Source organism: Pseudodonghicola flavimaris (genome assembly GCF_030164425.1).
Classification (GTDB): domain Bacteria; phylum Pseudomonadota; class Alphaproteobacteria; order Rhodobacterales; family Rhodobacteraceae; genus Pseudodonghicola; species Pseudodonghicola flavimaris.
Map to the genome: position 1 here is coordinate 75,815 of NZ_JASNJD010000009.1, position 21,529 is coordinate 97,343.

Consider the following 21,529-nt stretch of genomic DNA (forward strand, 5'->3'; position numbering starts at 1 on the left):
CATGGTCAAAACCACCCTTCTCGGCCGGCCGGATTTCAGCGGCTATCTGCGGGCCAATCCCTTTCACCTGTTCTACAACGACCGCATCTTCGATGCCGATCTCTATGGCGACGGGCTGGCGTCCTATCTGCCGGCGTCGGGTAAATCTGCGGGCCGGATCATCCTGCGCGACACCTATGTCGAACCGGTGTTCGGGGCGGAGGACTTCACCCTGACCGTCAAGGTGATCCTGACCGGCGATTTCAGTCGCAAGGATGGTGAATGGTCCGGCGCGGTCGACAAGATCACCTTCAAAGCCGACGGCGTGATCAAGGGGGCACTGGGCGGTTTCGACGGTGACCTGGAGCTGAGAGATTTTTCCCATCTGCCGCCCGGGGCGGCCTGGGACGCCTTTGCGCTCGACGGGTTCAAGGGGCGCCTTTCGGGCAACAGCGACTACGCGGGGCTTTCGAATGGCGACGATGTGGTCGAGGGTGGCCGGGGCCACGATACGATCAACGGTGGTCAGGGCAACGACCGGCTGTTCGGTGGCCCTGGCGACGATACCCTCTGGGTGTCGAACATCAGCGGTCACAACCTGCTGGACGGCGGTGCCGGGCGCGATCATCTGGCCGGCGGGTTCAACACCGGCAATCTGCTGACGCCGGACATCCTGCGGGGCGGAGGCGGCGCCGATGTTCTCGACATGGGCATGACCGTCACCGCCACCGGCGGGCGCGGCGCGGATACGTTCAAGCTCACCTCGACCAGATTCTACGACAGCTACTATATCCATGAGGCGGGCAGCCCGGCCTATTACGCCGAGGACGTCGGCAGCATCATCACCGATTTCAACCGGCGCCAGGGCGACATGCTGGAGATCGACTCCTTCATCGTCTTCGATCTGCCGGAGGAGGCCCGTTATCGCGCCAGGAAGGATTTCAGCGCCACCGGCCGGTTCGAGGTGCGGATGCAGGATGGCGTGGTTGAGGTCGACGCCGATGGCGACGGAAATACCGATGTCAGTGTCTGGCTCGAAGGGCATGACACCTTTCGCGGCGATCTGTCGGACTGGATGGTGCTTCCCGGCGGGATGGACCTGATCTGACCTCCCCTTCCGTCGGGCGGTCGCACAGGTCTTGTGCGCCCGGTCCTCTGGTCGGTGGCGCGCGGACTGCCTAGCTTTGCCACAGATATGAGGAGACGGTCATGGAAGTGGGTCTTTATACCTTCGGCGATCTTGGCACCGATCCGGTGACCGGCCATCGGGTCGACGCTCAGGAACGGCTGAACAACCTGATGGAGGAGATCGAGCTGGCCGATCAGGTTGGGCTGGATGTCTTCGGTCTCGGCGAACACCACCGGCCGAATTACGCGATCACCGCGCCGGCGGTGGTGCTGGCGGGGGCGGCGCGCACCACCCGGACGATCCGCCTCAGCTCCGCCGTCACCGTCCTGAGCTCGGACGATCCGGTCCGGGTCTATGAGCAGTTCTCCAGCCTCGACAACCTCAGCAACGGCCGGGCCGAGCTGATGGTGGGGCGCGGCAGCTTCATCGAGAGCTTTCCTCTCTTCGGCTACGACCTCGACGATTACGATGCGCTGTTCGAGGAGAAGCTGCAGATGCTTCTGGCCATCGACGAGGCGGAAAAGCTCAGGTGGGCGGGTTCGGATCACACCCAGCGGGTCGAGGGGCTGGGGGTCTATCCGCGCCCGGTTCAGGGCCGGCTGCCGGTCTGGATTGCCGCCGGCGGGACGCCGAACAGCATGATCCGCGCCGGTGTGCTGGGCTGCCCGCTGGCGCTGGCCATCATTGGCGGTGAACCGCGCCGGTTCAAGGCGCTGGCAGACCTCTATCGCCGCGCCGCCGATCAGGCGGGCAACGCCGCCAAGGCCCGGGTGTCGCTGAACGTCCATGGCTTCGTGGGCGAGGATGGCAAGGCCGCCGCCGATCTGTTCTTCCCGGCGCAGAAAGCGGTGATGGATCAGCTGGGTCGCGAACGCGGCTGGCCGCCGCAGAGCCGGGCGCAATACGATGCCGCCATGGGGCCGGAAGGCGCGATGTTCGTCGGCTCCCCGGCGCAGGTGGTCGACAAGATCCTCGGGCTGAGGGAGGATTTGGGGTTCGACCGGGTGTCGATCCAGATGGCGATCGGGGTGATCGATCACAAGGAGATGCTGAAGGCGATCGAGGTGCTGGGCACCAAGGTGGCGCCCGAGCTGAGGAAGGCGGGGTAGGGGCTGCCGTGATCTGTCCCCGGATCGCCTGCGACCCGGTACCCGCCTCGTCGACCGCTCGGGGCAAGGGGCTTTCCACCAAATCCTTGCAACGGGCCGCCCCAGCGTCTATACGCCCCCGGTGGCCTCTCGGCCCGACTCAGCAACAAGCAAGAAACGCCGTGGTCGTCCCATCCGCTTCGGGGGCGCATCCGGCAAGGAGAAGCGATATGAAACTCAACGAACTGCGCGACAATCCCGGCGCCGCCGCCAAACGCAAACGCGTCGCCCGTGGTCCGGGCTCCGGCAAGGGTAAAACCGCCGGTCGCGGTATCAAAGGTCAGAAATCCCGTTCGGGTGTGGCCATCAACGGCTATGAAGGCGGCCAGATGCCGCTCTATCAGCGTCTGCCGAAGCGTGGCTTCAACAAGCCGAACCGCAAGGCCTACGCCGTTGTGAACCTGGGCCTGATCCAGAAATTCATCGAAGCCGGCAAGCTGGACGCCAGCGCTGCGATCACCGAGGATGCGCTGGTCGCCTCCGGTCTGGTGCGCCGCAAGCTGGATGGTGTCCGCGTCCTGGCCAAGGGCGAATTCAACACCAAAGCCACCATCGAAGTCACCGGCGCCTCGCAATCGGCAATTGCTGCCGTCGAGGCAGCGGGCGGCTCGCTGAAGGTCGCAACCGTCGCTGCTGAAGCGTAAGCGGTTGTGAGCGGCGCGCCAGCCGCTTACATAGACCTCAGTTTTCCATGACGCCGCCCGAGCCGGAAAACGGCTCCGGGCGGCGCAGTCATAAGAGAGACCTCTTTCATGGTATCAGCAGCAGAGCAGATGGCGGCCAACACCAGTTGGGCCGCGTTGGGCAAAGCCACCGATCTGCGCAACCGCATTCTCTTCACCCTCGGCCTGTTGATCGTCTACCGGCTTGGCACCTTCATCCCGGTCCCGGGGATCGACGGAACCGCCCTGCGGCAGTTCATGGAGGGTGCAGGCCAGGGCATCGGCGGCATGGTGTCGATGTTCACCGGCGGCGCATTGGGGCGCATGGGGATCTTCGCGCTGGGGATCATGCCTTATATCTCCGCCTCGATCATCGTGCAGCTGCTGACCGCGATGGTTCCGTCGCTGGAACAGATGAAGAAAGAGGGCGAACAGGGCCGCAAGAAGATCAACCAGTACATGCGCTACGGTACCGTGGCGCTGGCGACGGTGCAGGCCTACGGGCTGGCGGTTTCGCTTGAGACCGGCGATCTGGCGACCGACCCGGGGCTCTATTTCCGCTTCTCCACCGTCATCACCCTGGTGGGTGGTACCATGTTCCTGATGTGGCTCGGCGAACAGATCACTTCGCGCGGGATCGGCAACGGCACCTCGCTGATCATCTTCGTCGGCATCATCGCCGAGGTCCCGGCCGCTCTGGCACAGTTTCTGGCTTCCGGTCGCTCCGGCGCGCTGAGCCCGGCGATCATCGTCGGCGTGATCCTGATGGTGATCGTGGCGATCACCTTCGTCGTCTTCATGGAACGCGCGCTGCGTAAGATCCACATCCAGTATCCGCGCCGCCAGGTGGGGATGAAGGTCTACGACGGCGGCTCCAGCCATCTGCCGATCAAGGTGAACCCGGCCGGCGTGATCCCGGCGATCTTCGCCTCGTCGCTGCTGCTGCTGCCGACCACGATCTCGGCCTTCTCCGAAAGCGCCGCCAGCGGCTCGGTGATGTCTTGGCTGCTGGCCTACTTCGGGCCGGGCCAGCCGCTCTATCTGCTGTTCTTCTGCGCGATGATCGTGTTCTTCGCGTATTTCTACACGTTCAACGTGTCGTTCAAACCCGATGACGTGGCTGATAACCTGAAGAGCCAGAACGGCTTTGTTCCCGGTATCCGTCCCGGCAAGAAGACCGCGGAATATCTGGAATATGTGGTCAACCGCATCCTGGTTCTGGGCGCCGCCTATCTGGCGTTCATCTGTCTGATGCCCGAGGTGCTGCGCGGCCAGTTCCACGTGCCCTTCTACTTCGGGGGGACCTCGGTTCTGATCATCGTGTCTGTGACCATGGATACGATCCAGCAGGTCCAGAGCCACCTTCTGGCCCATCAATACGAAGGGCTGATCGAGAAATCGCAGCTGCGTGGGCGCAGCGGCAACAAGAAACGGGCAAAACGAGGGCCGGCACGGCGATGAAAACGGCGATGAACATCATTCTCTTGGGCCCGCCGGGAGCGGGCAAAGGCACCCAGGCAGCACGTCTCGTGGCGGAACGCGGCATGGTGCAACTGTCGACCGGGGACATGCTGCGTGCGGCCCGGACCTCTGGCACGGAAATGGGCCAGAAGGTTGCCGCCATCATGGACGCCGGCCAGCTGGTGACCGATGAGATCGTGATCGGCCTGATCGCCGAGCAGCTGGAAAAGGGGTCTGAAGGCGGGTTCATCTTCGACGGCTTCCCGCGGACCCTGCCGCAGGCCGATGCGCTGGCCGCGCTGCTGGCCGACAAGGGCCAGACCCTCGATGCGGTGATCCAGCTCGAAGTCGATGACGAAACGCTGGTGCAGCGCATCGTCAACCGCGCCAAGGAAGCGGCGGCCGCCGGCCAGCCGGTGCGCGCGGACGACAACGAGGACAGCGTCAAGATCCGCCTGATGGAATACTACAAGAAGACCGCGCCGCTGATCGGCTACTACTATGCCGGCGGCAATCTGACCGCGGTGGATGGTCTGGCCGAGATCGACACGGTGCACGATGCGATCGCGGCCGTGCTCGACGCCTGACCCCGCTTTGGGGCAGGATTTCGATGGCGGGGGTTGACCCAAGGGTCAAAACCCCATATCGACCCGCATCCCTCATGGGAATCACACGCGCGACGGGATTCGCCCGCCGCGCGGATCACCTCGCAAAAGTGTCGGCCACCTGGGGCAGCTCAGCGGTCGCGCGTTGTGAAAAAAGGTTCTGGAGCTACGGAACCGCAACGAAAGGAAAGTGACACGTGGCACGTATTGCCGGCGTAAACATCCCGACCTCCAAACGGGTCCCGATCGCCCTCACCTATATCACCGGTATCGGCCATACTTCGGCCAAAGCCATCTGCGAAGCGGTCGGCATCGACGCCACCCGCCGCGTCAATGAGCTGAGCGATGCCGAAGTTCTGCAGATCCGCGAACACATCGACGCCAACTACACCGTCGAAGGCGACCTGCGCCGCGAAACCCAGATGAACATCAAACGCCTGATGGACCTGGGCTGCTATCGCGGTCTGCGCCATCGTCGCAACCTGCCCGTCCGTGGTCAGCGCACGCACACCAATGCGCGCACCCGCAAAGGCCCGGCGAAACCGATCGCCGGCAAGAAGAAGTAAGGGGAGGCTGATCAATGGCACGTGATAAGACTCGCATGAAGCGCAAAGAGCGTAAGAACATCGCCGCTGGCGTGGCGCATGTGAACAGCTCGTTCAACAACACCAAGATCCTGATCTCCGATGTGCAGGGCAACGCGATCTCCTGGTCGTCCGCCGGCACCATGGGCTTCAAAGGGTCGCGCAAATCGACCCCCTATGCCGCTCAGATGGCCGCCGAAGACGCTGGCCGCAAGGCACAGGAACATGGTGTGAAAACCCTGGAAGTCGAAGTGCAGGGCCCCGGTTCGGGCCGTGAATCGGCGCTGCGCGCTCTGGCCGCCGTCGGCTTCAACATCACTTCGATCCGGGACGTCACCCCGATCGCCCACAACGGCTGCCGCCCTCCGAAGCGCCGCCGCGTCTAAGGGCTGAACGATTTTAACGGGGCTGTGCCTGTGCACGGCCCCGGTACGTCATTTGAAACCTCGGGCGTCTGGGCTTTTCGGACATGGAGCGCAGACAGGAATGGAGGGACTGCATGATCCACAAGAACTGGGCTGAACTGATCAAGCCGACGCAGCTTGAGGTGAAGCCGGGCAACGATCCCGCACGTCAGGCCACTCTGGTCGCCGAACCGCTGGAACGCGGCTTCGGTCTGACTCTGGGCAACGCTCTGCGCCGTATCCTGATGTCGTCGCTGCAAGGCGCCGCCATCACCAGCGTGCAGATCGACAACGTGCTGCACGAATTCTCGAGCGTCGCCGGCGTTCGCGAGGATGTAACCGACATCATCCTGAACCTCAAGGGTGTGTCGCTGCGGATGGAAGTCGAAGGGCCGAAGCGCCTGTCGATCTCCGCCAAAGGCCCGGCCGTGGTCACCGCCGGTGACATCAGCGAGAGCGCAGGGATCGAGATCCTGAACCGCGATCACGTGATCTGCCACCTCGACGACGGTGCCGACCTGTTCATGGAACTGACCGTGAACACCGGCAAGGGCTATGTCTCCGCCGACAAGAACAAGCCGGAAGACGCCCCCATCGGTCTGATCCCGATCGACGCGATCTATTCGCCGATCAAGCGCGTCAGCTACGATGTGCAGCCCACCCGTGAGGGCCAGGTGCTGGACTATGACAAGCTGACCATGAAGATCGAAACCGACGGGTCGGTGACGCCCGATGACGCCGTGGCCTTCGCCGCGCGCATCCTGCAGGACCAGCTGTCGATCTTCGTGAACTTCGACGAGCCGGAGGCCGCCGGTCGCCAGGATGAGGACGACGGGCTGGAATTCAACCCGCTGCTTCTGAAGAAGGTGGACGAACTGGAACTGTCTGTCCGGTCCGCGAACTGCCTGAAGAACGACAACATCGTCTATATCGGCGACCTGATCCAGAAAACCGAAGCCGAGATGCTGCGCACCCCGAACTTCGGCCGCAAGTCGCTGAACGAGATCAAGGAAGTGCTGTCGGGCATGGGCCTGCACCTGGGCATGGATGTCGAGGACTGGCCGCCGGACAACATCGAGGATCTGGCGAAGAAATTCGAAGACAGCTTCTGATCTTCGGAAAGACTTTCGGGGGAGGGCGCCAGCTCTCCCCCAAATTCCCGGGTCTTGCCGGGGACGATCTGGGCAATCCCGCCCCAAGGAGAGCGGCTGACACGCATCGGCCGTCGGACAAAGCAAAACCTGTAGAAGGATTTAGAAAATGCGTCACGCACGTGGTTACCGCCGCCTGAACCGCACGCACGAGCACCGCAAGGCGCTCTTTGCCAACATGGCCGGCTCGCTGATCGAGCATGAGCAGATCAAGACCACCCTGCCCAAAGCCAAAGAACTGCGTCCGATCGTTGAAAAACTGATCACGCTGGCCAAACGCGGCGATCTGCACGCCCGCCGTCAGGCCGCTGCGCGTCTGAAGCAGGATCAGCACGTTGCCAAGCTCTTCGAAGTGCTGGGCCCGCGCTATGCCGAGCGTCAGGGCGGTTACATCCGTGTCCTGAAAGCCGGCTTCCGCTATGGCGACATGGCACCGATGGCGATCATCGAATTCGTCGACCGCGATGTCGACGCCAAAGGCGCAGCCGACAAGGCCCGCGTCGCGGCAGAGGAAGCCGTGGAGGAGTAATCCCCACCGCATCCGGTTCGAATTCAGGGGGCGCGGCCTGCGTGGGCCGCGCCCCTTTTTCGTGGCCGACAGGTCCGCGCCTACATCGCGTCCAGCGCCGCCTTCAGTTCGCTCTCGATCTTCGGGCGGGGGTGGTTGGTCAGCGTCTTGGGGATCTCCGCTACCACGCGGCGGCGAACCTCGCTGTGCAGCTCTTCGCGCAGTTGCCCCAGCAGCTTGGGATCGGCGGCAATGACCAGCCGGTCGAATGCGCCCCGGTGGGCATGGGCATAGAGCAGCGCCGCAAGTTCCTTGGCGAAGCGCTCGCGCACCAGCACATGCCAGTCCGCCGCCTCCATCGCCGACATCTGGTTGGGGCCGCCATCGGCACGGCGTCCGGGGCGGTCGGCGTCCTGCGGCACCTCCGGGTGATCCTCGCGGGCGATGACCTCGAAATTCGGATCGGCGTGATCCGTGAGGTTGCGCATCAGCAGGGCCTTTTCGCCGTCCGCCACCACAACCCAGGTTCCGTTCGTCAGTTCCGGCATATCCGTCTCCCCTCTCTCTATGCTACCCGATCAATGTAGGAATGCGCCGCTGCTCAACCAACCGTCACCGGCCGTGAGCGCTGCGGGGGCGGCGGCCGTCTTGCATTCGCGGAATGCCGGGCGCATATCCGGAGGCAACGGAAAAGGAGGCCCGATGTTCCGCATTCTCCTGATTATGCTGGGCTTGTCGCTGACACAGCCGGCCCTGGCCGAGACCCGCGTTCCCCAATCGCAGAGCGAGATTTCGCTGGGCTTCGCGCCGCTGGTAAAGGCGGCCGCCCCGGCTGTCGTCAACATCTATGCCAAGATCGTGACGCAGGGCTATGACAGCCCCTTTGCCGGCGATCCGTTCTTCCGCGATTTCTTCAAGGGCTTCGGCACGCCGCGGCAAAGGGTGCAGAATTCGCTGGGCTCGGGGGTGATCCTCTCGTCCGACGGGATCGTGGTGTCGAACTATCACGTGGTGGCGGAGGCGACAGAAATCCGCGTCGCCACCAACGACCGCAAGGAATACGACGCCAAGGTGGTGCTGGCCGACAAGGCCGCCGATCTGGCCATCCTGCAGCTGCAGGGGGCGCAGGACCTGCCGCATCTGACCCTGCGCAATTCCGACCGGGTCGAGGTGGGGGAACTGGTGCTGGCGATCGGCAACCCCTTCGGCGTCGGCCAGACTGTCAGCAGCGGCATCGTCTCCGGCCTGGCGCGGACCGGCGGAGCCAGCGGTGGCGGGCTGGGCTATTTCATCCAGACCGATGCGCCGATCAACCCGGGCAACTCCGGTGGTGCGCTGATCGACGTCAACGGCGATCTGATCGGCATCAACTCGCGTATCCTGTCGCGGTCGGGCGGGTCGAACGGCATCGGCTTTGCCATCCCGGCCAATCTGGTGGCGCAATTCGTCAAGCAGGCGCAGGCGGGCGAGCAGAGCTTTCAGCGCCCCTGGGCCGGCATGGCGGGTCAGCCGGTGGATTCCGATCTGGCCCATTCCTTGGGTCTGGACCTGCCCGAGGGCATCGTGATCTCCGATTTGCACCCCGACAGCCCCTTTGCCAAGGCCGGGTTCAGGGTCGGCGACGTGATCACCCAGGTCGACGGGCTGCCGGTGAACTCTGCGCCAGAGATGGTGTTCCGCATGACGGTGACCGGCATCGGCGAGACCGCGAAATTCACCCGCGTCCGCGATGGTCAGCCCGAGGAGATCGCCGTCAGGATGATCCCGGCTCCGAACAAACCGGCGGCAGAGCCGATCACGCTGGGCGACAAGACGGTGCTGCCCGGCCTGTCGGTGGCGCGGATCAATCCGGCGGTGATCACCCGGGTCGACCTGCCGCTCTCGGCCGAGGGGGTGGTGATCACCGACCCCGGCCGATATGGCGCCCGCGCCGGGCTGAGGCCGGGCGATGTGATCGTCAGCATCAACGACGTGGCAATCAGCCGGACCGGGGATGTGAAAAAGGCGCTGACCGATCCGGGCCGATGGCTGAAGATGGATTTGCTGCGCCACGGTCAGCAGGTCAGCCTGCGGTTCCGGCTCTGATCGGTGGCCGATCTCTTTGACAGTCCCGGCGGGGGAGAGGCCCCCGCCGCCCCGAACCGGCCGCTGGCAGACCGCCTGCGGCCGAAAGCGTTGAGCGAGGTGATCGGTCAGGGCCAGATCCTCGACCCTGACGGGCCGCTGGGGGCGATGCTGGCGGCGCATTCGCTGTCGTCGCTGATCCTCTGGGGGCCTCCCGGGGTGGGCAAGACCACCATCGCCCGGTTGCTGGCGGAAAAGAGCGATCTGCATTTCGTCCAGATCAGCGCCATCTTCACCGGTGTCGCCGATCTGAAGAAGGTGTTCGAGGCCGCCAAGTTGCACCGCAGGGCCGGCAAGGGCACGCTGCTCTTCGTCGACGAGATCCACCGCTTCAACAAGGCGCAGCAGGACGGCTTCCTGCCCTATATGGAGGATGGCACCATCCTGCTGATCGGGGCGACCACCGAAAACCCGTCGTTCGAACTGAACGCGGCGCTTCTGTCGCGCGCGCAGGTGCTGGTGCTGGAACGCCTCAGCCTGGCCGACCTGGAACGCCTTGCCCAGCGGGCGGAGAAGGAACTGGGCCGGCCGCTGCCGCTGGACGGTCCGGCGCGCGAGGCGCTGCTGGAGATGGCCGATGGCGATGGGCGGACGCTGCTGAACCTGATCGAACAGGCAATGGCCTGGAAGGTCGAGGGCAAGCTGAACACCGATCAGCTCGCCACCCGGCTGATGCGGCGGGCGGCGAAATACGACAAATCCGGGGATGAGCATTACAACCTGATCTCGGCGCTGCACAAATCGGTGCGCGGGTCGGACCCGGACGCGGCGCTCTACTGGTTCGCGCGGATGCTGGAGGGGGGCGAGGACCCCCGCTATCTGGCCCGCCGGCTGGTGCGCATGGCGGTGGAGGATATCGGTCTGGCCGATCCGCAGGCGCAGACCCATTGCCTGCACGCCTGGGAGACCTATGAACGTATCGGCTCGCCCGAAGGGGAACTGGCGCTGGCGCAGGCGGTGATCTATCTGGCGCTGGCCCCGAAATCCAACGCCGGCTACGTCGCCTACAAGGCCGCGCGCAAGCTTGCCAAACAGAGCGGCAGCGCGCCGCCGCCCAAGCATATCCTGAACGCGCCCACCGCGATGATGAAGGATCAGGGCTATGGCGCCGGCTATGCCTATGATCACGACGCGGAAGAGGGGTTCTCGGGCCAGAACTACTTCCCCGAGGAGATGCGGCGGCCGGTGATCTATTCCCCGGTTGAGCGCGGGTTCGAGCGGGAACTGAAGAAACGGCTCGATTTCTTCACCCGGCTCAGGCTGCAGCGGCAGGGAAACTAGGCTGTGCTTGACTCTGTTGCGCCTGCGCGCGACAGACCGGCCATGATGTATTCGGTTGCACTTGTGGCCGCGGGCGGCGCGATCGGCGCCTCGCTGCGGTATCTGACGGGGCTGGCGGTCACCTGGGCGCTGGATCACCCGACCTTCCCCATGGCGATTATCACCGTCAATATCCTGGGATCCTTCATCATGGGGGTTTTCGTGGTGCTTGCCGCGCATAAGGGGCTGACCCATCTGAGCCCGCTGATCGTGACCGGGTTTCTCGGCGGCTTCACCACCTTCTCCTCCTTCTCGCTGGAGACGGTGAACCTGATCGAACGCGGCGCCGTCGGGCAGGCCGCGCTTTATGTGCTGCTCTCGGTCGGGGTGTCGATCCTGGCGCTGGCCGGCGGCATGCTGCTGACACGGGGGGCCGTCGCATGAGCAGGGTTCAAACCATTACTGTGGCCGAGGGCGATGGCGATCAGCGGCTGGACCGTTGGCTGAAGCGGCAGTTCCCGCATGTCAGCCAGGGCCGGATCGAGAAGATGTGCCGCAAGGGCGAGCTGCGCGTCGACGGTGCCCGCGCCAAGGCCTCGACCCGGGTCGAGGTCGGCCAGCAGGTGCGCGTTCCGCCGCTGCCGGATGCCGATCAGCCGGCGCCGCCGCCGACCCGCACCCGGGTGAGCGAGGCGGATGCGCGGATGATCCGCGACTGCGTGATCTATCGCGACGACGACATCATCGCGCTGAACAAGCCGCCGGGGCTGGCGGTGCAGGGCGGGTCCGGCACCACCAAACATGTCGATGGCCTGGGCGAGGCGCTGCGCTTCGGGCTGGAGGAAAATCCGCGGCTGGTGCACCGTCTGGACAAGGACACCTCTGGCGTGCTGCTGCTGGCGCGGCGGCGCGAGGTGGCGGCAGCGCTGACCGCCTGTTTCCGCCACAAGGCGACGCGCAAGATCTACTGGGCGGTGGTGGCCGGTGTGCCGACCCCCTATCTAGGCGAGATCAAGGCCGGGTTGGTCAAGGCGCCGGGCCATGGGGCCCGCGGCGAGGGGGAGAAGATGATCGCGGTGCATCCGCGCGACATCGACGACACCCCCGGCGCCAAGCGCGCCCACACGCTCTATGCCACGCTCTACCGTGTCGGCAGCCGTGCCGCCTGGGTGGCGCTGGAACCGCTGACCGGGCGGACCCACCAGCTGCGGGTCCATATGGCCGAGATGGGCCATCCGATCGCCGGCGACGGCAAATACGGCGGCTCCGGGCAGGAGAACATGGGGGACGGCTGGGGCGCGCAGATCGGCGGCATCATCAGCAAGAAGCTGCACCTGCATGCCCGCAGCCTGACCTTTGAGCACCCCGTCACCCGCAAGGAGATGACGATCACCGCCGAGCTGCCAGAGCATATGAAACAGACGTTCGAGACCTTCGGCTGGACCGAGGATCTGGCCGAGGACGACCCCTTCGAGGCGATCCGATGAGCCTGCGGCTGGCAATCTTCGACGTCGACGGCACGCTGGTCGACAGCCAGGCCGCCATCGTCGCGGCGATGGAGGGGGCCTTTGGCGGTGCTGGCCTGCCGGTGCCCTCGCGCGCCGCGATCCTGTCAATCGTCGGGCTGTCGCTGGACCACGCGATGCTGCGGCTGGTGCCGGAGGCGGAGGCGACGACCCGCGCCGGTCTGGTCGATGGCTACAAGGCGACCTATCACGCCAACCGTCTGGCCCAGGGCGCGGCCCATTCACCGCTGTTTCCCGGCGCGAGGGAGATGCTGGAGGCGCTGAACGCGCAACCCGACACGCTGCTGGCGGTGGCCACCGGCAAATCGCGCCGCGGTCTGGACGCGCTGATCGAGGCGCATGGGCTGGAGCAGCTCTTCATCTCGCGCCAGGTGGCGGACGATCATCCCTCCAAGCCGCATCCCTCGATGATCGAGGCGGCGCTGGCCGATGCCGGTGTCGGACCGGCAGAGGCGGTGATGATCGGCGACACCACATATGACATGGACATGGCGCGCGCCGCGGGGGTTCCCGGGCTGGGCGTCGGCTGGGGCTATCACCCGGTGGAGGCGCTGGCGCCGACGGCGCGGCGTGTGATCGCGGGGATGGACGATCTGGTCCCGGCGCTGGAAGACATCTGGAAAGACCCGACATGAGCGAATGGAAACGCAAACGGTTCTGGGACGCGGCCACGGTGGAGGCGGCGGAGGACGGCTTTACCGTCCTGCTGGACGGCCGCGCGGTGAAAACCCCGGCCAAGGCCGCGCTGATCCTGCCGACCGCCCGCATGGCCGAGGCCGTCGCCGCCGAATGGGCAGCCCAGGGCGAAGAGATAGATCCGCTTGCGATGCCTTTCACCCGCTCGGCCAATGCGGCGATCGACAAGGTGCGCCCACAGCAGGCCGAGGTCGCCGACATGCTGGCCGATTACGGCGACAGCGATCTGCTGTGCTACCGGGCCGATGCCCCGCGTGAGCTGGCCGACCGGCAGGCAGAGCTCTGGGATCCGGCGCTGGACTGGGCGGCCACGGCATTGGGCGCCCGGCTGGAGCCGCGGGCCGGCATCATGCACCAGCCGCAGGCCCCCAAGGCGCTGGCGCGGCTCAGGGCGCAGGTCCATGCACTGGACCCGTTCCGGCTGGCCGCGTTTCACGATCTGGTGAGCCTGACCGGCTCTCTGGTGCTGGGATTTGCCGCCGCCGAAGGCTGGCGCGACGCCGAGAGCATCTGGCAGCTGTCGCGTCTGGACGAGCTCTGGCAGGAGGAGCAATGGGGCCGCGACGACGAGGCCCATGCCACCGCAGAGCACAAGCGCAGGGCCTTTCTGCACGCCAAGGATTTCTTTGATTTTTCATAAGTGTTCAGCGACTGGGCGCGGCCCGGGGACGGGCCCGTAACCCATTCGTTTGTCTGATCGCGCCCTTGACGTAGCTTGATGAATCCGACCACACTTACGCATGCTGAAGGGGAGCAATCCATTTCGGTTAGGGATCCGGTATGATTTCTGCCGGCAAATCCATCACCGAAGGTGGTGGGAAATCAGGAAGAGGTGAAAATGAAAAAATCCGTATTTTTCGGGGCGCTGACGCTGGCTGGCCTGGCCGCTGGCGCAGCCGCCGCGGGTACGATGGACGACGTCAAGGCGCGCGGTAAGCTGAACTGCGGCGTGTCGACCGGTCTCGTCGGTTTCTCGGCACCCGATGCGAATGGGGAATGGGGTGGTTTCGATGTGGCGGTTTGCCGCGCGGTGGCCGCGGCGGTCCTGAGCGATCCGTCGGCTGTCGAATTCGTTCCGACCACCGGCAAGACCCGCTTTACCGCCCTGGCGTCGGGCGAAATCGATCTGCTGGCGCGGAACACCACCTGGACGTTCTCGCGCGATGTCGATCTGAAGTTCGAATTCGTCGGCGTGAACTACTACGACGGTCAGGGTTTCATGGTTCCCAAGGAACTGGGCGTGAGCTCGGCCAAGGAACTGGACGGCGCCACCGTCTGCATCCAGACCGGCACCACCACCGAGCTGAACCTGGCCGATTTCTTCCGCGCCAACAACATCAGCTATGAGCCGGTGCCGATCGAGACCAATGCAGAAGCGCAGCAGCAGTATCTGGCCGGCGCCTGCGACGTCTACACCACCGATGCCTCCGGCCTGGCCGCGACCCGTGCCACCTTCGAGAACCCGGGCGATCACGTGATCCTGCCCGAGATCATCTCGAAAGAGCCGCTGGGTCCGCTGGTCCGTCACGGCGACAACGAATGGGGCGATGTGGTCCGCTGGACCCTGAACGCGCTGATCGCAGCTGAAGAATATGGCATCACGTCCGCCAATATCGAAGAACTGTCGAAAGGCACCAATAACCCGGAAATCAACCGCCTGCTGGGGACCGAAGGCACCCTGGGCGAAATGCTCGGCCTGGACAAGGAATGGGCCAAGCGCGCGATTTCCGCCGGCGGCAACTATGGCGAAATCTTCGCCAAGACCATCGGCGAAAACACCCCCGTCGGCCTGGCGCGTGGTCTGAACGCGCAGTGGACCAACGGTGGCCTGATGTACTCGCCGCCGTTCCGGTAACCAGAACAGCAATCAGGGCGCGGGGGATCCCGCGCCCTTTTTGCATTTTCATAAAACTGGTCCGGTCTTCCCTGAGCGGGGATCAACTCCGCCTGTGACAGAGACCGTGACGCACGGGGATTGCTACGGTCATGACAACACTTACTGACCCGCCGAAGGATCAATTTCGGCTGTCCATGCTATTGTACGACACGCGCTACCGATCGGCGACGATCCAGGTGATTGCGCTGATCGCCTTCATGCTGCTGGCGGCCTGGCTGATCAGCAACACGGCGCAGAACCTGGCGGCACTGGGCAAGCCGATCGACTTCGGCTTTTTCAAGGAACCCGCCAGCTACGACATCAACCAGCGTCTGCTGGACTATACATCGCGTGACAGTCACCTCAGGGCCGCGCTGATCGGCCTGCTGAACACTCTTGTCGTTGCCGTTCTGGGCTGCGCGACGGCCACGGTGGTCGGGATATTCGTGGGCGTGCTGCGGCTGTCTCACAACTGGCTGATCGCCAGGCTGATGACGGTCTATGTCGAGATGTTCCGCAACGTGCCGGTGCTGCTGTGGATCGTCTTCATCATGGCGATCCTGATCGAGACGCTGCCGGCCCCGCGCGCCTTCCGCGGTGCCGATGCCGAGGCCAGCATGCTGCTGGGCGACAGCGTGGCGCTGACCAATCGCGGTGTCTATATCCCCGAGCCGCTGTTCTCCCGCGGGCTTGGCGATTTGCATTTCCTCGGCGAGTCCAGCCTGCGCTTCAACGTCAGCCTCGACCTGGTCGCGGTGCTGATCGTGCTGGCGGTGGGATTCTGGGTCTCTCACATCATCAAGAAACGCGCCGACCGGCTGCAGGAGGAAACCGGCGTCCGCCCGGCGACCTGGTATCTGCGTCTGGGCGTGGTGCTGGTGCCGCTGCTGATCCTGTTGGCGATCCTGGGCTTTCACCTGGGCTACCCCGAGCTGAAGGGGTTCAACTTCTCCGGTGGCACTCATCTGCGCAATTCGCTGATCGCGCTGTGGCTGGCGCTGTCGCTCTATACCGCCGCCTTCATCGCGGAAATCGTGCGCGCCGGGATCATGGCGATCTCCAAGGGCCAGACCGAGGCCGCCTCGGCGCTGGGGCTGCGCCCCAACCGGGTGATGGGGCTGGTGATCCTGCCGCAGGCGCTGCGCGTCATCGTGCCGCCGCTGATCTCGCAATACCTGAACCTGACCAAGAACTCCTCTCTGGCCATCGCGGTGGGCTATATGGACATCACCGGCACGCTGGGGGGCATCACCATGAACCAGACCGGGCGAGAGCTGGAATGCGTTCTGCTGCTGATGCTGGTCTATCTGGTGATCAGCCTCACCATCTCGGCGGTGATGAACTGGTACAACGAATCCGTGAAGCTGAAGGAGCGCTGAGATGAGCAAGCAAATTGCCTATGTCCGCACCGAAATGCTGCCGCAGCAGGCGCCGCCCTCCACGTCGGTCGGGGCGATCGGCTGGATGCGGGCCAATCTGTTCTCCGGCTGGCTCAACACGGCGATCACGCTGGTGTCGCTGCTGGTCATCCTCACCATCGCGGTCGAGATCCTGCCTTGGGTGCTGTCGCCGACTTGGGGTGGCACCTCGCTGAACGAATGCCGCGAACTGCTGGCCGCCGCCGATCACGGCAGCGGCGCCTGCTGGGGCGTCATCCGGGAGCGCTGGATCCAGCTGCTGTTCGGGTTCTATCCGCCGGAGCTCTACTGGCGGCCGATCCTGGCCTTTGTCCTGCTGGCGCTGGCGCTGGCGCCGATCCTCTTCGCCGACAAGGTCCCGGCGAAGCTGTTGGTGTTCTCCGCCGCCTATCCCTTCATCTTCCCCTGGCTTCTGTGGGGCGGGATGATCTGGGGGCCGCTGGCCGCCGCCGCCGGCTTCGTGCTGGGGGCCATCGCCTATCGCGTCGTCTCCGGCGCCTTCAGCAGCCTGCTGGGGGTGATCGCCGGGGTCGTGGTGGCGCTGTTGTGGTGGCTGCTGCTGTCCGGTTTCATCACCGGTCTGCTCGACAGTATCCTGCCCATTGGCCTCGAGCCGGTGGAAAGCCGCAAGTTCGGCGGCTTCATGCTGTCGATCACCATTGGCGTGGTGGCCATCGCCTGTTCGCTGCCGCTCGGCATCGTCTTGGCGCTGGGGCGGCAGTCCGATCTGATGATCGTCAAATACCTCTGCGTCGGCTTTATCGAGTTCATTCGCGGGGTGCCGCTGATCACGCTGCTGTTTGTCGCCTCGACGCTGCTGAACATCTTCATGCCGCCGGGGACCAACTTCGACATCATCCTGCGGGTTCTGATCATGGTGACGCTGTTCGCCTCCGCCTATATGGCCGAGGTGATCCGCGGCGGTCTCGCTGCCCTGCCCAAGGGGCAGTACGAGGGCGCCGATTCGCTGGGGCTGAACTACTGGCAGGCACAGCGGCTGATCATCATGCCGCAGGCGCTGAAGATCTCGATTCCCGGTATCGTGTCGACCTTCATCGGTGTCTTCAAGGACACCACGCTGGTGTCGATCATCGGTCTTCTCGACCCTCTGGGGCTCAGCAACGCGATCCGGGCCGATGCCAACTGGAACGGCATCGTCTGGGAGCTTTACGGCTTCATCGCGCTGATCTTCTTCTTCTTCTGCTTCGGCATGTCCCGCTACTCCATGTATCTGGAGCGCAAGCTTCAGACCGGTCACAGATAAGGAAACGCTATGTCTGAACTTGCTATCGACCGCGAAATCGACCGTTCGAAAATGAAGGTCTCCGACGAGGTTTCGATCGAGATCATCAATATGAACAAGTGGTACGGGACCTTTCACGTGCTGCGCGACATCAACCTGACGGTGAATTCCGGCGAGCGGATCGTGATCGCCGGGCCTTCCGGGTCGGGGAAATCGACGCTGATCCGCTGCATCAACCGGCTGGAGGAACACCAGTCGGGGCGGATTCTTGTCGACGGGACCGAGCTGACTTCGGATCTGAAGAATATCGACAAGATCCGCTCGGACGTGGGCATGTGCTTTCAGCACTTCAACCTGTTCCCGCATCTGACCATTCTGGAAAACTGCACGCTGGCGCCGATCTGGGTGCGCAAGACTCCGCGCAAAGAGGCGATCGACACCGCGATGCATTTTCTGGAAAAGGTGAAGATCCCCGACCAGGCCAACAAATACCCCGGCCAGCTGTCGGGCGGTCAGCAGCAGCGGGTGGCGATCGCCCGCTCGCTCTGCATGCGACCGCGTATCATGCTGTTCGACGAACCGACCTCGGCGCTGGACCCGGAGATGATCAAGGAGGTGCTCGACACCATGATCGAGCTCGCCGAAGAGGGGATGACCATGCTTTGCGTTACCCACGAGATGGGCTTCGCCCGTCAGGTGGCGAACCGGGTGATCTTCATGGACCAGGGCCAGATCGTCGAACAGAACGAACCCGAGGAGTTCTTTAACAACCCGCAGAGCGAACGCACCAAGCTGTTCCTCAGCCAGATCCTCGGGCACTGAGACCGGGGACATGCAAGGTAAGGGCCGGGCAGAGCGCCCGGCCTTTTTCTATCGGCTCAGCTCTCCACCAGTTCGCGCGGCACGACGAAATCCACCGCCTCGCCGCCGCGCCAGGCGGCCTGCGCCCAGTCGTCGATATCGAAATCCACCACCAGCGTGGCTCCGGTGGGATAGACGTGGAATTTCGGGTGCGTTGGCGGCTCCGCTAGGATTTCATGAGCGAATTGCGCGATCCCAGGGTTGTGGCCCAGCAGCAGGACGGTGTCGCCATGCGCCTGCGACAGCACCCGCAGGATCTGATTGGCGGTCACCAGATAGAGATGTTCGGTCACATCCGGCACCACATCGAGCTGCATGCGCCGCAGGGTGTCCTGGGTGCGCCGCGCGGAAGAGGTCAGCACCTGATCGGGCAGATAGCCGTTCCGGCGCAGCCAGTCCCCCAGTGCCTCGGCAGCGCGCTTGCCGCGTTTGTTCAACGGGCGGTCATGATCGGGCAGCCCGGGTTTGTCCCAGGCGGATTTCGCGTGGCGGGTCAGGATCAGGCGGCGGGTCATCGGTGAAAGGACCTCATGTGAAGGGCGGATTGCGCCGTGCGCCGTCCCGCGCCACGGCTGACCGGGCAGGCGCGGCGGACCGCGCACCCCTCCATCATACAGGATTTTCCGGCGCTGCGGTCCAGAAAGGCGTGACATCTTGGCACGTCGTAGGGGCCGCTGCCCGACAGCGCGCTCACCGGGCAGGCGCTGAGGCAGGGGCGGTCGGCGCAGCTGTCGCAGGGGCTGGCTGCGGCTGGGGCGGGCAGGGCGATCGCTTGCGGCAGATGCAGCGCCCCGCGATAGGAGATCATCATACCGACGCGATCGTGCACCAGCATGCCGGTCGGGCTGGAAAAGGCGCGGCCGGATTTCAGTGCCCAGTCGATGAACGGGGTATAGGGTGGCCCGCCGAAGGGGAAATGCGCGGCCCCGTCGAACTCTGCCGCCAGGGCGCCCACGACGCGTTGTGACCAGCGATCCACCGGATCGGGGGCGCCATCGGCCCATTCGGGGGAGGCGGTGAAGACCGGCCAGAATGCCGCCGCGGTGCCGAAGAGGATCAGCGTGCCGCCGGTCAGCCCCTTTGGCCGGTCGCGCGCGACATCGAGCGCGCCCATGACGATCAGCCCGGCGGTGTCCGCCGCCGCCGCGATGCGGTCATAGGCGGCGGTCACAGGCTCAGCCCTTGCGGATCAGAGAGCCCGCGCCATGTTCGGTGAACAGCTCCAGCAGCACGGCGTTGGGGGCGCGACCGTCCAGGATCGCAACCGCCCGCACGCCGCCGGAAATGGCATCCAGCGCGGTTTCGGTCTTGGGAATCATGCCCCCGGCGATGACGCCGTCGCGGGTCATCTCGCGGATATGCTCGGCCGTCAGCTCGGTCACCACATCGCCTTCGGCATTCTTCACGCCGGCCACGTCGGTCAGCAGCAGCAGCCGGTCGGCCTTCAGCGCGGCGGCGATGGCGCCGGCGGCAGTATCGCCGTTGACGTTGAAGGTCTCGCCATTGCGGCCAGCGCCGATCGGGGCGATCACCGGGATGATGTCATGGGCAAAGAGGTCGCGCAGGATGGTCGGGTTCACATCCGCCGGGGTGCCGACGAAGCCGAGCGCCGCATCGGTCTGGTCGCAGACCATCAGGTTGGCATCCTTGCCGGACAGCCCCACGGCCATGCCACCCTGAGCATTCACCGCCTGCACGATGCGCTTGTTGACCCGGCCGGAGAGCACCATCTCGACCACCTCGACGGTGGCCTGATCGGTGACGCGCTTGCCGTTGACGAATTCCGAGGTCACGCCGAGCTTGTCCAGCATGGCGTTGATCATCGGCCCGCCGCCATGGACGATCACCGGGTTCACACCGACTTGTCGCATCAGCACCACATCGCGGGCGAAGCTGTCCATCGCCGCGTCGCTGCCCATGGCGTGACCGCCCAGCTTGATAACAACAATTGCGTCGTCATAGCGCTGCAGATAGGGCAGCGCGCTCGACAGCGTCTCGGCGGTGGCAATCCAGTCGCGGTTCATGTCCTGTGTCTTCATGGCGAATGTCCCTTTGGCGGCCTGTGTTACGCGGTTCTGCCGCTGCTGCCAAGTGGCGCGTTGCCGTTGGCGGGCGACCTGCTAGGCTGTGGCGCGGATTCTCCGCCAAAGGGACGATCATGACACAGAAAACCCTGCTTCTGACCGGCGCCAGCCGGGGCATCGGCCATGCGACCGTGCAGCGTTTCAGCGCTGAGGGCTGGCGGGTGATCACCTGCTCGCGCCAGCCGTTTTCGGACAAATGCCCCTGGCCGGGCGGTCGTGACAACCATGTGCAGCTGGATCTCTCCGACCCCGCCGACACCATCAACGCGGTGGGGGTGATTCAGGAGATGTTGAATGGCCGGCTGGACGCATTGGTCAACAACGCCGGTATCTCGCCCAAGGGGCCGGATGGTGAGCGGCTGAATACGCTCGACACCGATCTCATGACCTGGGGCAAGGTGTTTCACGTCAATTTCTTCGCCTCCGTGGTTCTGGCGCGCGGGCTGAAGGACGAACTGGCTGCCGCAAAGGGATCGGTGGTCAATGTCACCTCGATCGCGGGCAGCCGGGTGCATCCCTTCGCCGGGGCGGCCTATGCGACGTCAAAGGCGGCGCTGGCGGCGCTGACACGGGAGATGGCACATGATTTCGGCCCGCTTGGGGTACGGGTCAATGCCATCGCGCCGGGGGAGGTGGAGACCTCGATCCTCAGCCCCGGAACGGAAAAGATCGTCGAACAGCTGCCGCTGCGTCGGCTGGGCCAGCCGGCAGAGGTCGCCGCGGCGATCTATTTCCTCTGCTCGCAGGAAAGCTCCTACATCTCCGGGACGGAGATCGAGGTGAACGGCGCCCAGCACGTCTGAGCGCCGG

General features: G+C 64.7%; 24 protein-coding genes. 20 read left to right on the plus strand and 4 right to left on the minus strand.

Annotated elements, in window-relative coordinates; genetic code table 11:
- The first annotated feature begins 1 nt into the window (after nt 1).
- The 9 genes from QO033_RS13465 (at nt 2) to rplQ (ending at nt 7,652) form a co-directional block, all read left to right on the plus strand.
- On the plus strand, nt 2-1,087 hold the full coding sequence (locus QO033_RS13465; protein WP_284481495.1) for a calcium-binding protein: 1,086 nt from the start codon (nt 2-4) through the stop codon (nt 1,085-1,087).
- A gap of 101 nt (nt 1,088-1,188) precedes the next feature.
- Nucleotides 1,189-2,217 carry an LLM class flavin-dependent oxidoreductase gene (locus QO033_RS13470; protein ID WP_284481496.1) on the plus strand — a complete coding sequence of 343 codons (1,029 nt, stop codon included), beginning with the start codon at nt 1,189-1,191 and terminating at the stop codon, nt 2,215-2,217.
- Between the two features lie 209 nt (nt 2,218-2,426).
- On the plus strand, nt 2,427-2,900 hold the full coding sequence (gene rplO, locus QO033_RS13475) for a 50S ribosomal protein L15 (RefSeq protein WP_284481497.1): 474 nt from the start codon (nt 2,427-2,429) through the stop codon (nt 2,898-2,900).
- A gap of 108 nt (nt 2,901-3,008) precedes the next feature.
- Entirely contained in the window at nt 3,009-4,379 is a 1,371-nt protein-coding gene (secY, locus tag QO033_RS13480; RefSeq protein ID WP_284481498.1) for a preprotein translocase subunit SecY, read from the plus strand.
- 8 nt (nt 4,380-4,387) lie between these two features.
- Nucleotides 4,388-4,966 (plus strand): adenylate kinase, encoded by a 579-nt coding sequence (locus QO033_RS13485; protein ID WP_284481499.1) that lies wholly within the window; start codon nt 4,388-4,390, stop codon nt 4,964-4,966.
- 215 nt (nt 4,967-5,181) lie between these two features.
- Nucleotides 5,182-5,550: a 30S ribosomal protein S13 gene (gene rpsM, locus QO033_RS13490; protein ID WP_284481500.1), complete on the plus strand. Its 369-nt coding sequence runs from the start codon at nt 5,182-5,184 to the stop codon at nt 5,548-5,550.
- Nucleotides 5,551-5,564: 14 nt separating this feature from the next.
- Nucleotides 5,565-5,954 carry a 30S ribosomal protein S11 gene (rpsK, locus tag QO033_RS13495; RefSeq protein ID WP_284481501.1) on the plus strand — a complete coding sequence of 130 codons (390 nt, stop codon included), beginning with the start codon at nt 5,565-5,567 and terminating at the stop codon, nt 5,952-5,954.
- 113 nt (nt 5,955-6,067) lie between these two features.
- On the plus strand, nt 6,068-7,084 hold the full coding sequence (locus tag QO033_RS13500) for a DNA-directed RNA polymerase subunit alpha (protein WP_284481502.1): 1,017 nt from the start codon (nt 6,068-6,070) through the stop codon (nt 7,082-7,084).
- A gap of 148 nt (nt 7,085-7,232) precedes the next feature.
- The gene (gene rplQ / locus QO033_RS13505) at nt 7,233-7,652 is read left to right on the plus strand and encodes a 50S ribosomal protein L17 (RefSeq protein WP_284481503.1); all 420 of its coding nucleotides are present in this window, start codon (nt 7,233-7,235) and stop codon (nt 7,650-7,652) included.
- An 80-nt stretch (nt 7,653-7,732) separates the two neighbouring features.
- Here rplQ and QO033_RS13510 read toward each other — a convergent pair whose 3' ends face one another.
- Nucleotides 7,733-8,179 carry a host attachment family protein gene (locus QO033_RS13510; protein WP_284481504.1) on the minus strand — a complete coding sequence of 149 codons (447 nt, stop codon included), beginning with the start codon at nt 8,177-8,179 and terminating at the stop codon, nt 7,733-7,735.
- 154 nt (nt 8,180-8,333) lie between these two features.
- Here QO033_RS13510 and QO033_RS13515 point away from each other — a divergent pair, with 154 nt between their 5' ends.
- The 10 genes from QO033_RS13515 (at nt 8,334) to QO033_RS13560 (ending at nt 18,596) form a co-directional block, all read left to right on the plus strand.
- Nucleotides 8,334-9,716 (plus strand): trypsin-like peptidase domain-containing protein, encoded by a 1,383-nt coding sequence (locus QO033_RS13515; protein ID WP_284481505.1) that lies wholly within the window; start codon nt 8,334-8,336, stop codon nt 9,714-9,716.
- A gap of 3 nt (nt 9,717-9,719) precedes the next feature.
- Entirely contained in the window at nt 9,720-11,036 is a 1,317-nt protein-coding gene (locus QO033_RS13520) for a replication-associated recombination protein A (protein ID WP_284481506.1), read from the plus strand.
- 42 nt (nt 11,037-11,078) lie between these two features.
- The gene (gene crcB, locus QO033_RS13525) at nt 11,079-11,459 is read left to right on the plus strand and encodes a fluoride efflux transporter CrcB (RefSeq protein ID WP_284481507.1); all 381 of its coding nucleotides are present in this window, start codon (nt 11,079-11,081) and stop codon (nt 11,457-11,459) included.
- Nucleotides 11,456-12,502: an RluA family pseudouridine synthase gene (locus QO033_RS13530; RefSeq protein ID WP_284481508.1), complete on the plus strand. Its 1,047-nt coding sequence runs from the start codon at nt 11,456-11,458 to the stop codon at nt 12,500-12,502. Before crcB ends, QO033_RS13530 begins: the two co-directional genes overlap by 4 nt.
- On the plus strand, nt 12,499-13,176 hold the full coding sequence (locus QO033_RS13535) for an HAD-IA family hydrolase (protein WP_284481509.1): 678 nt from the start codon (nt 12,499-12,501) through the stop codon (nt 13,174-13,176). Before QO033_RS13530 ends, QO033_RS13535 begins: the two co-directional genes overlap by 4 nt.
- Nucleotides 13,173-13,877 (plus strand): ATP12 family chaperone protein, encoded by a 705-nt coding sequence (locus QO033_RS13540; protein ID WP_284481510.1) that lies wholly within the window; start codon nt 13,173-13,175, stop codon nt 13,875-13,877. Before QO033_RS13535 ends, QO033_RS13540 begins: the two co-directional genes overlap by 4 nt.
- Before the next feature lie 198 nt (nt 13,878-14,075).
- Entirely contained in the window at nt 14,076-15,092 is a 1,017-nt protein-coding gene (locus QO033_RS13545) for an amino acid ABC transporter substrate-binding protein (RefSeq protein ID WP_284481511.1), read from the plus strand.
- Between the two features lie 131 nt (nt 15,093-15,223).
- Nucleotides 15,224-16,492 (plus strand): amino acid ABC transporter permease, encoded by a 1,269-nt coding sequence (locus QO033_RS13550; RefSeq protein ID WP_284481512.1) that lies wholly within the window; start codon nt 15,224-15,226, stop codon nt 16,490-16,492.
- Between the two features lies 1 nt (nt 16,493).
- Nucleotides 16,494-17,795, plus strand: a complete 1,302-nt coding sequence (locus tag QO033_RS13555) for an amino acid ABC transporter permease (RefSeq protein ID WP_284481513.1) — start codon at nt 16,494-16,496, stop codon at nt 17,793-17,795.
- A 9-nt stretch (nt 17,796-17,804) separates the two neighbouring features.
- Nucleotides 17,805-18,596 carry an amino acid ABC transporter ATP-binding protein gene (locus tag QO033_RS13560; RefSeq protein ID WP_284481514.1) on the plus strand — a complete coding sequence of 264 codons (792 nt, stop codon included), beginning with the start codon at nt 17,805-17,807 and terminating at the stop codon, nt 18,594-18,596.
- Nucleotides 18,597-18,652: 56 nt separating this feature from the next.
- Here QO033_RS13560 and QO033_RS13565 read toward each other — a convergent pair whose 3' ends face one another.
- Genes QO033_RS13565 through argB form a run of 3 tightly spaced genes read right to left on the minus strand, consistent with a single transcriptional unit; the run spans nt 18,653 to nt 20,674 of the window.
- Nucleotides 18,653-19,150: a SixA phosphatase family protein gene (locus QO033_RS13565; RefSeq protein WP_284481515.1), complete on the minus strand. Its 498-nt coding sequence runs from the start codon at nt 19,148-19,150 to the stop codon at nt 18,653-18,655.
- A complete protein-coding gene (locus QO033_RS13570; protein WP_407682114.1) occupies nt 19,147-19,806 on the minus strand; it encodes a ferredoxin in 660 nt (219 codons plus the stop codon). Before QO033_RS13570 ends, QO033_RS13565 begins: the two co-directional genes overlap by 4 nt.
- 4 nt (nt 19,807-19,810) lie before the next feature.
- Complete coding sequence (gene argB, locus QO033_RS13575; RefSeq protein WP_284481516.1) at nt 19,811-20,674, minus strand: acetylglutamate kinase; 864 nt, start codon at nt 20,672-20,674, stop codon at nt 19,811-19,813.
- A 119-nt stretch (nt 20,675-20,793) separates the two neighbouring features.
- Between argB and QO033_RS13580 the strand changes: the two genes are divergently transcribed.
- Nucleotides 20,794-21,522 (plus strand): SDR family NAD(P)-dependent oxidoreductase, encoded by a 729-nt coding sequence (locus tag QO033_RS13580; protein WP_284481517.1) that lies wholly within the window; start codon nt 20,794-20,796, stop codon nt 21,520-21,522.
- The last annotated feature ends 7 nt before the right edge of the window (nt 21,523-21,529 follow it).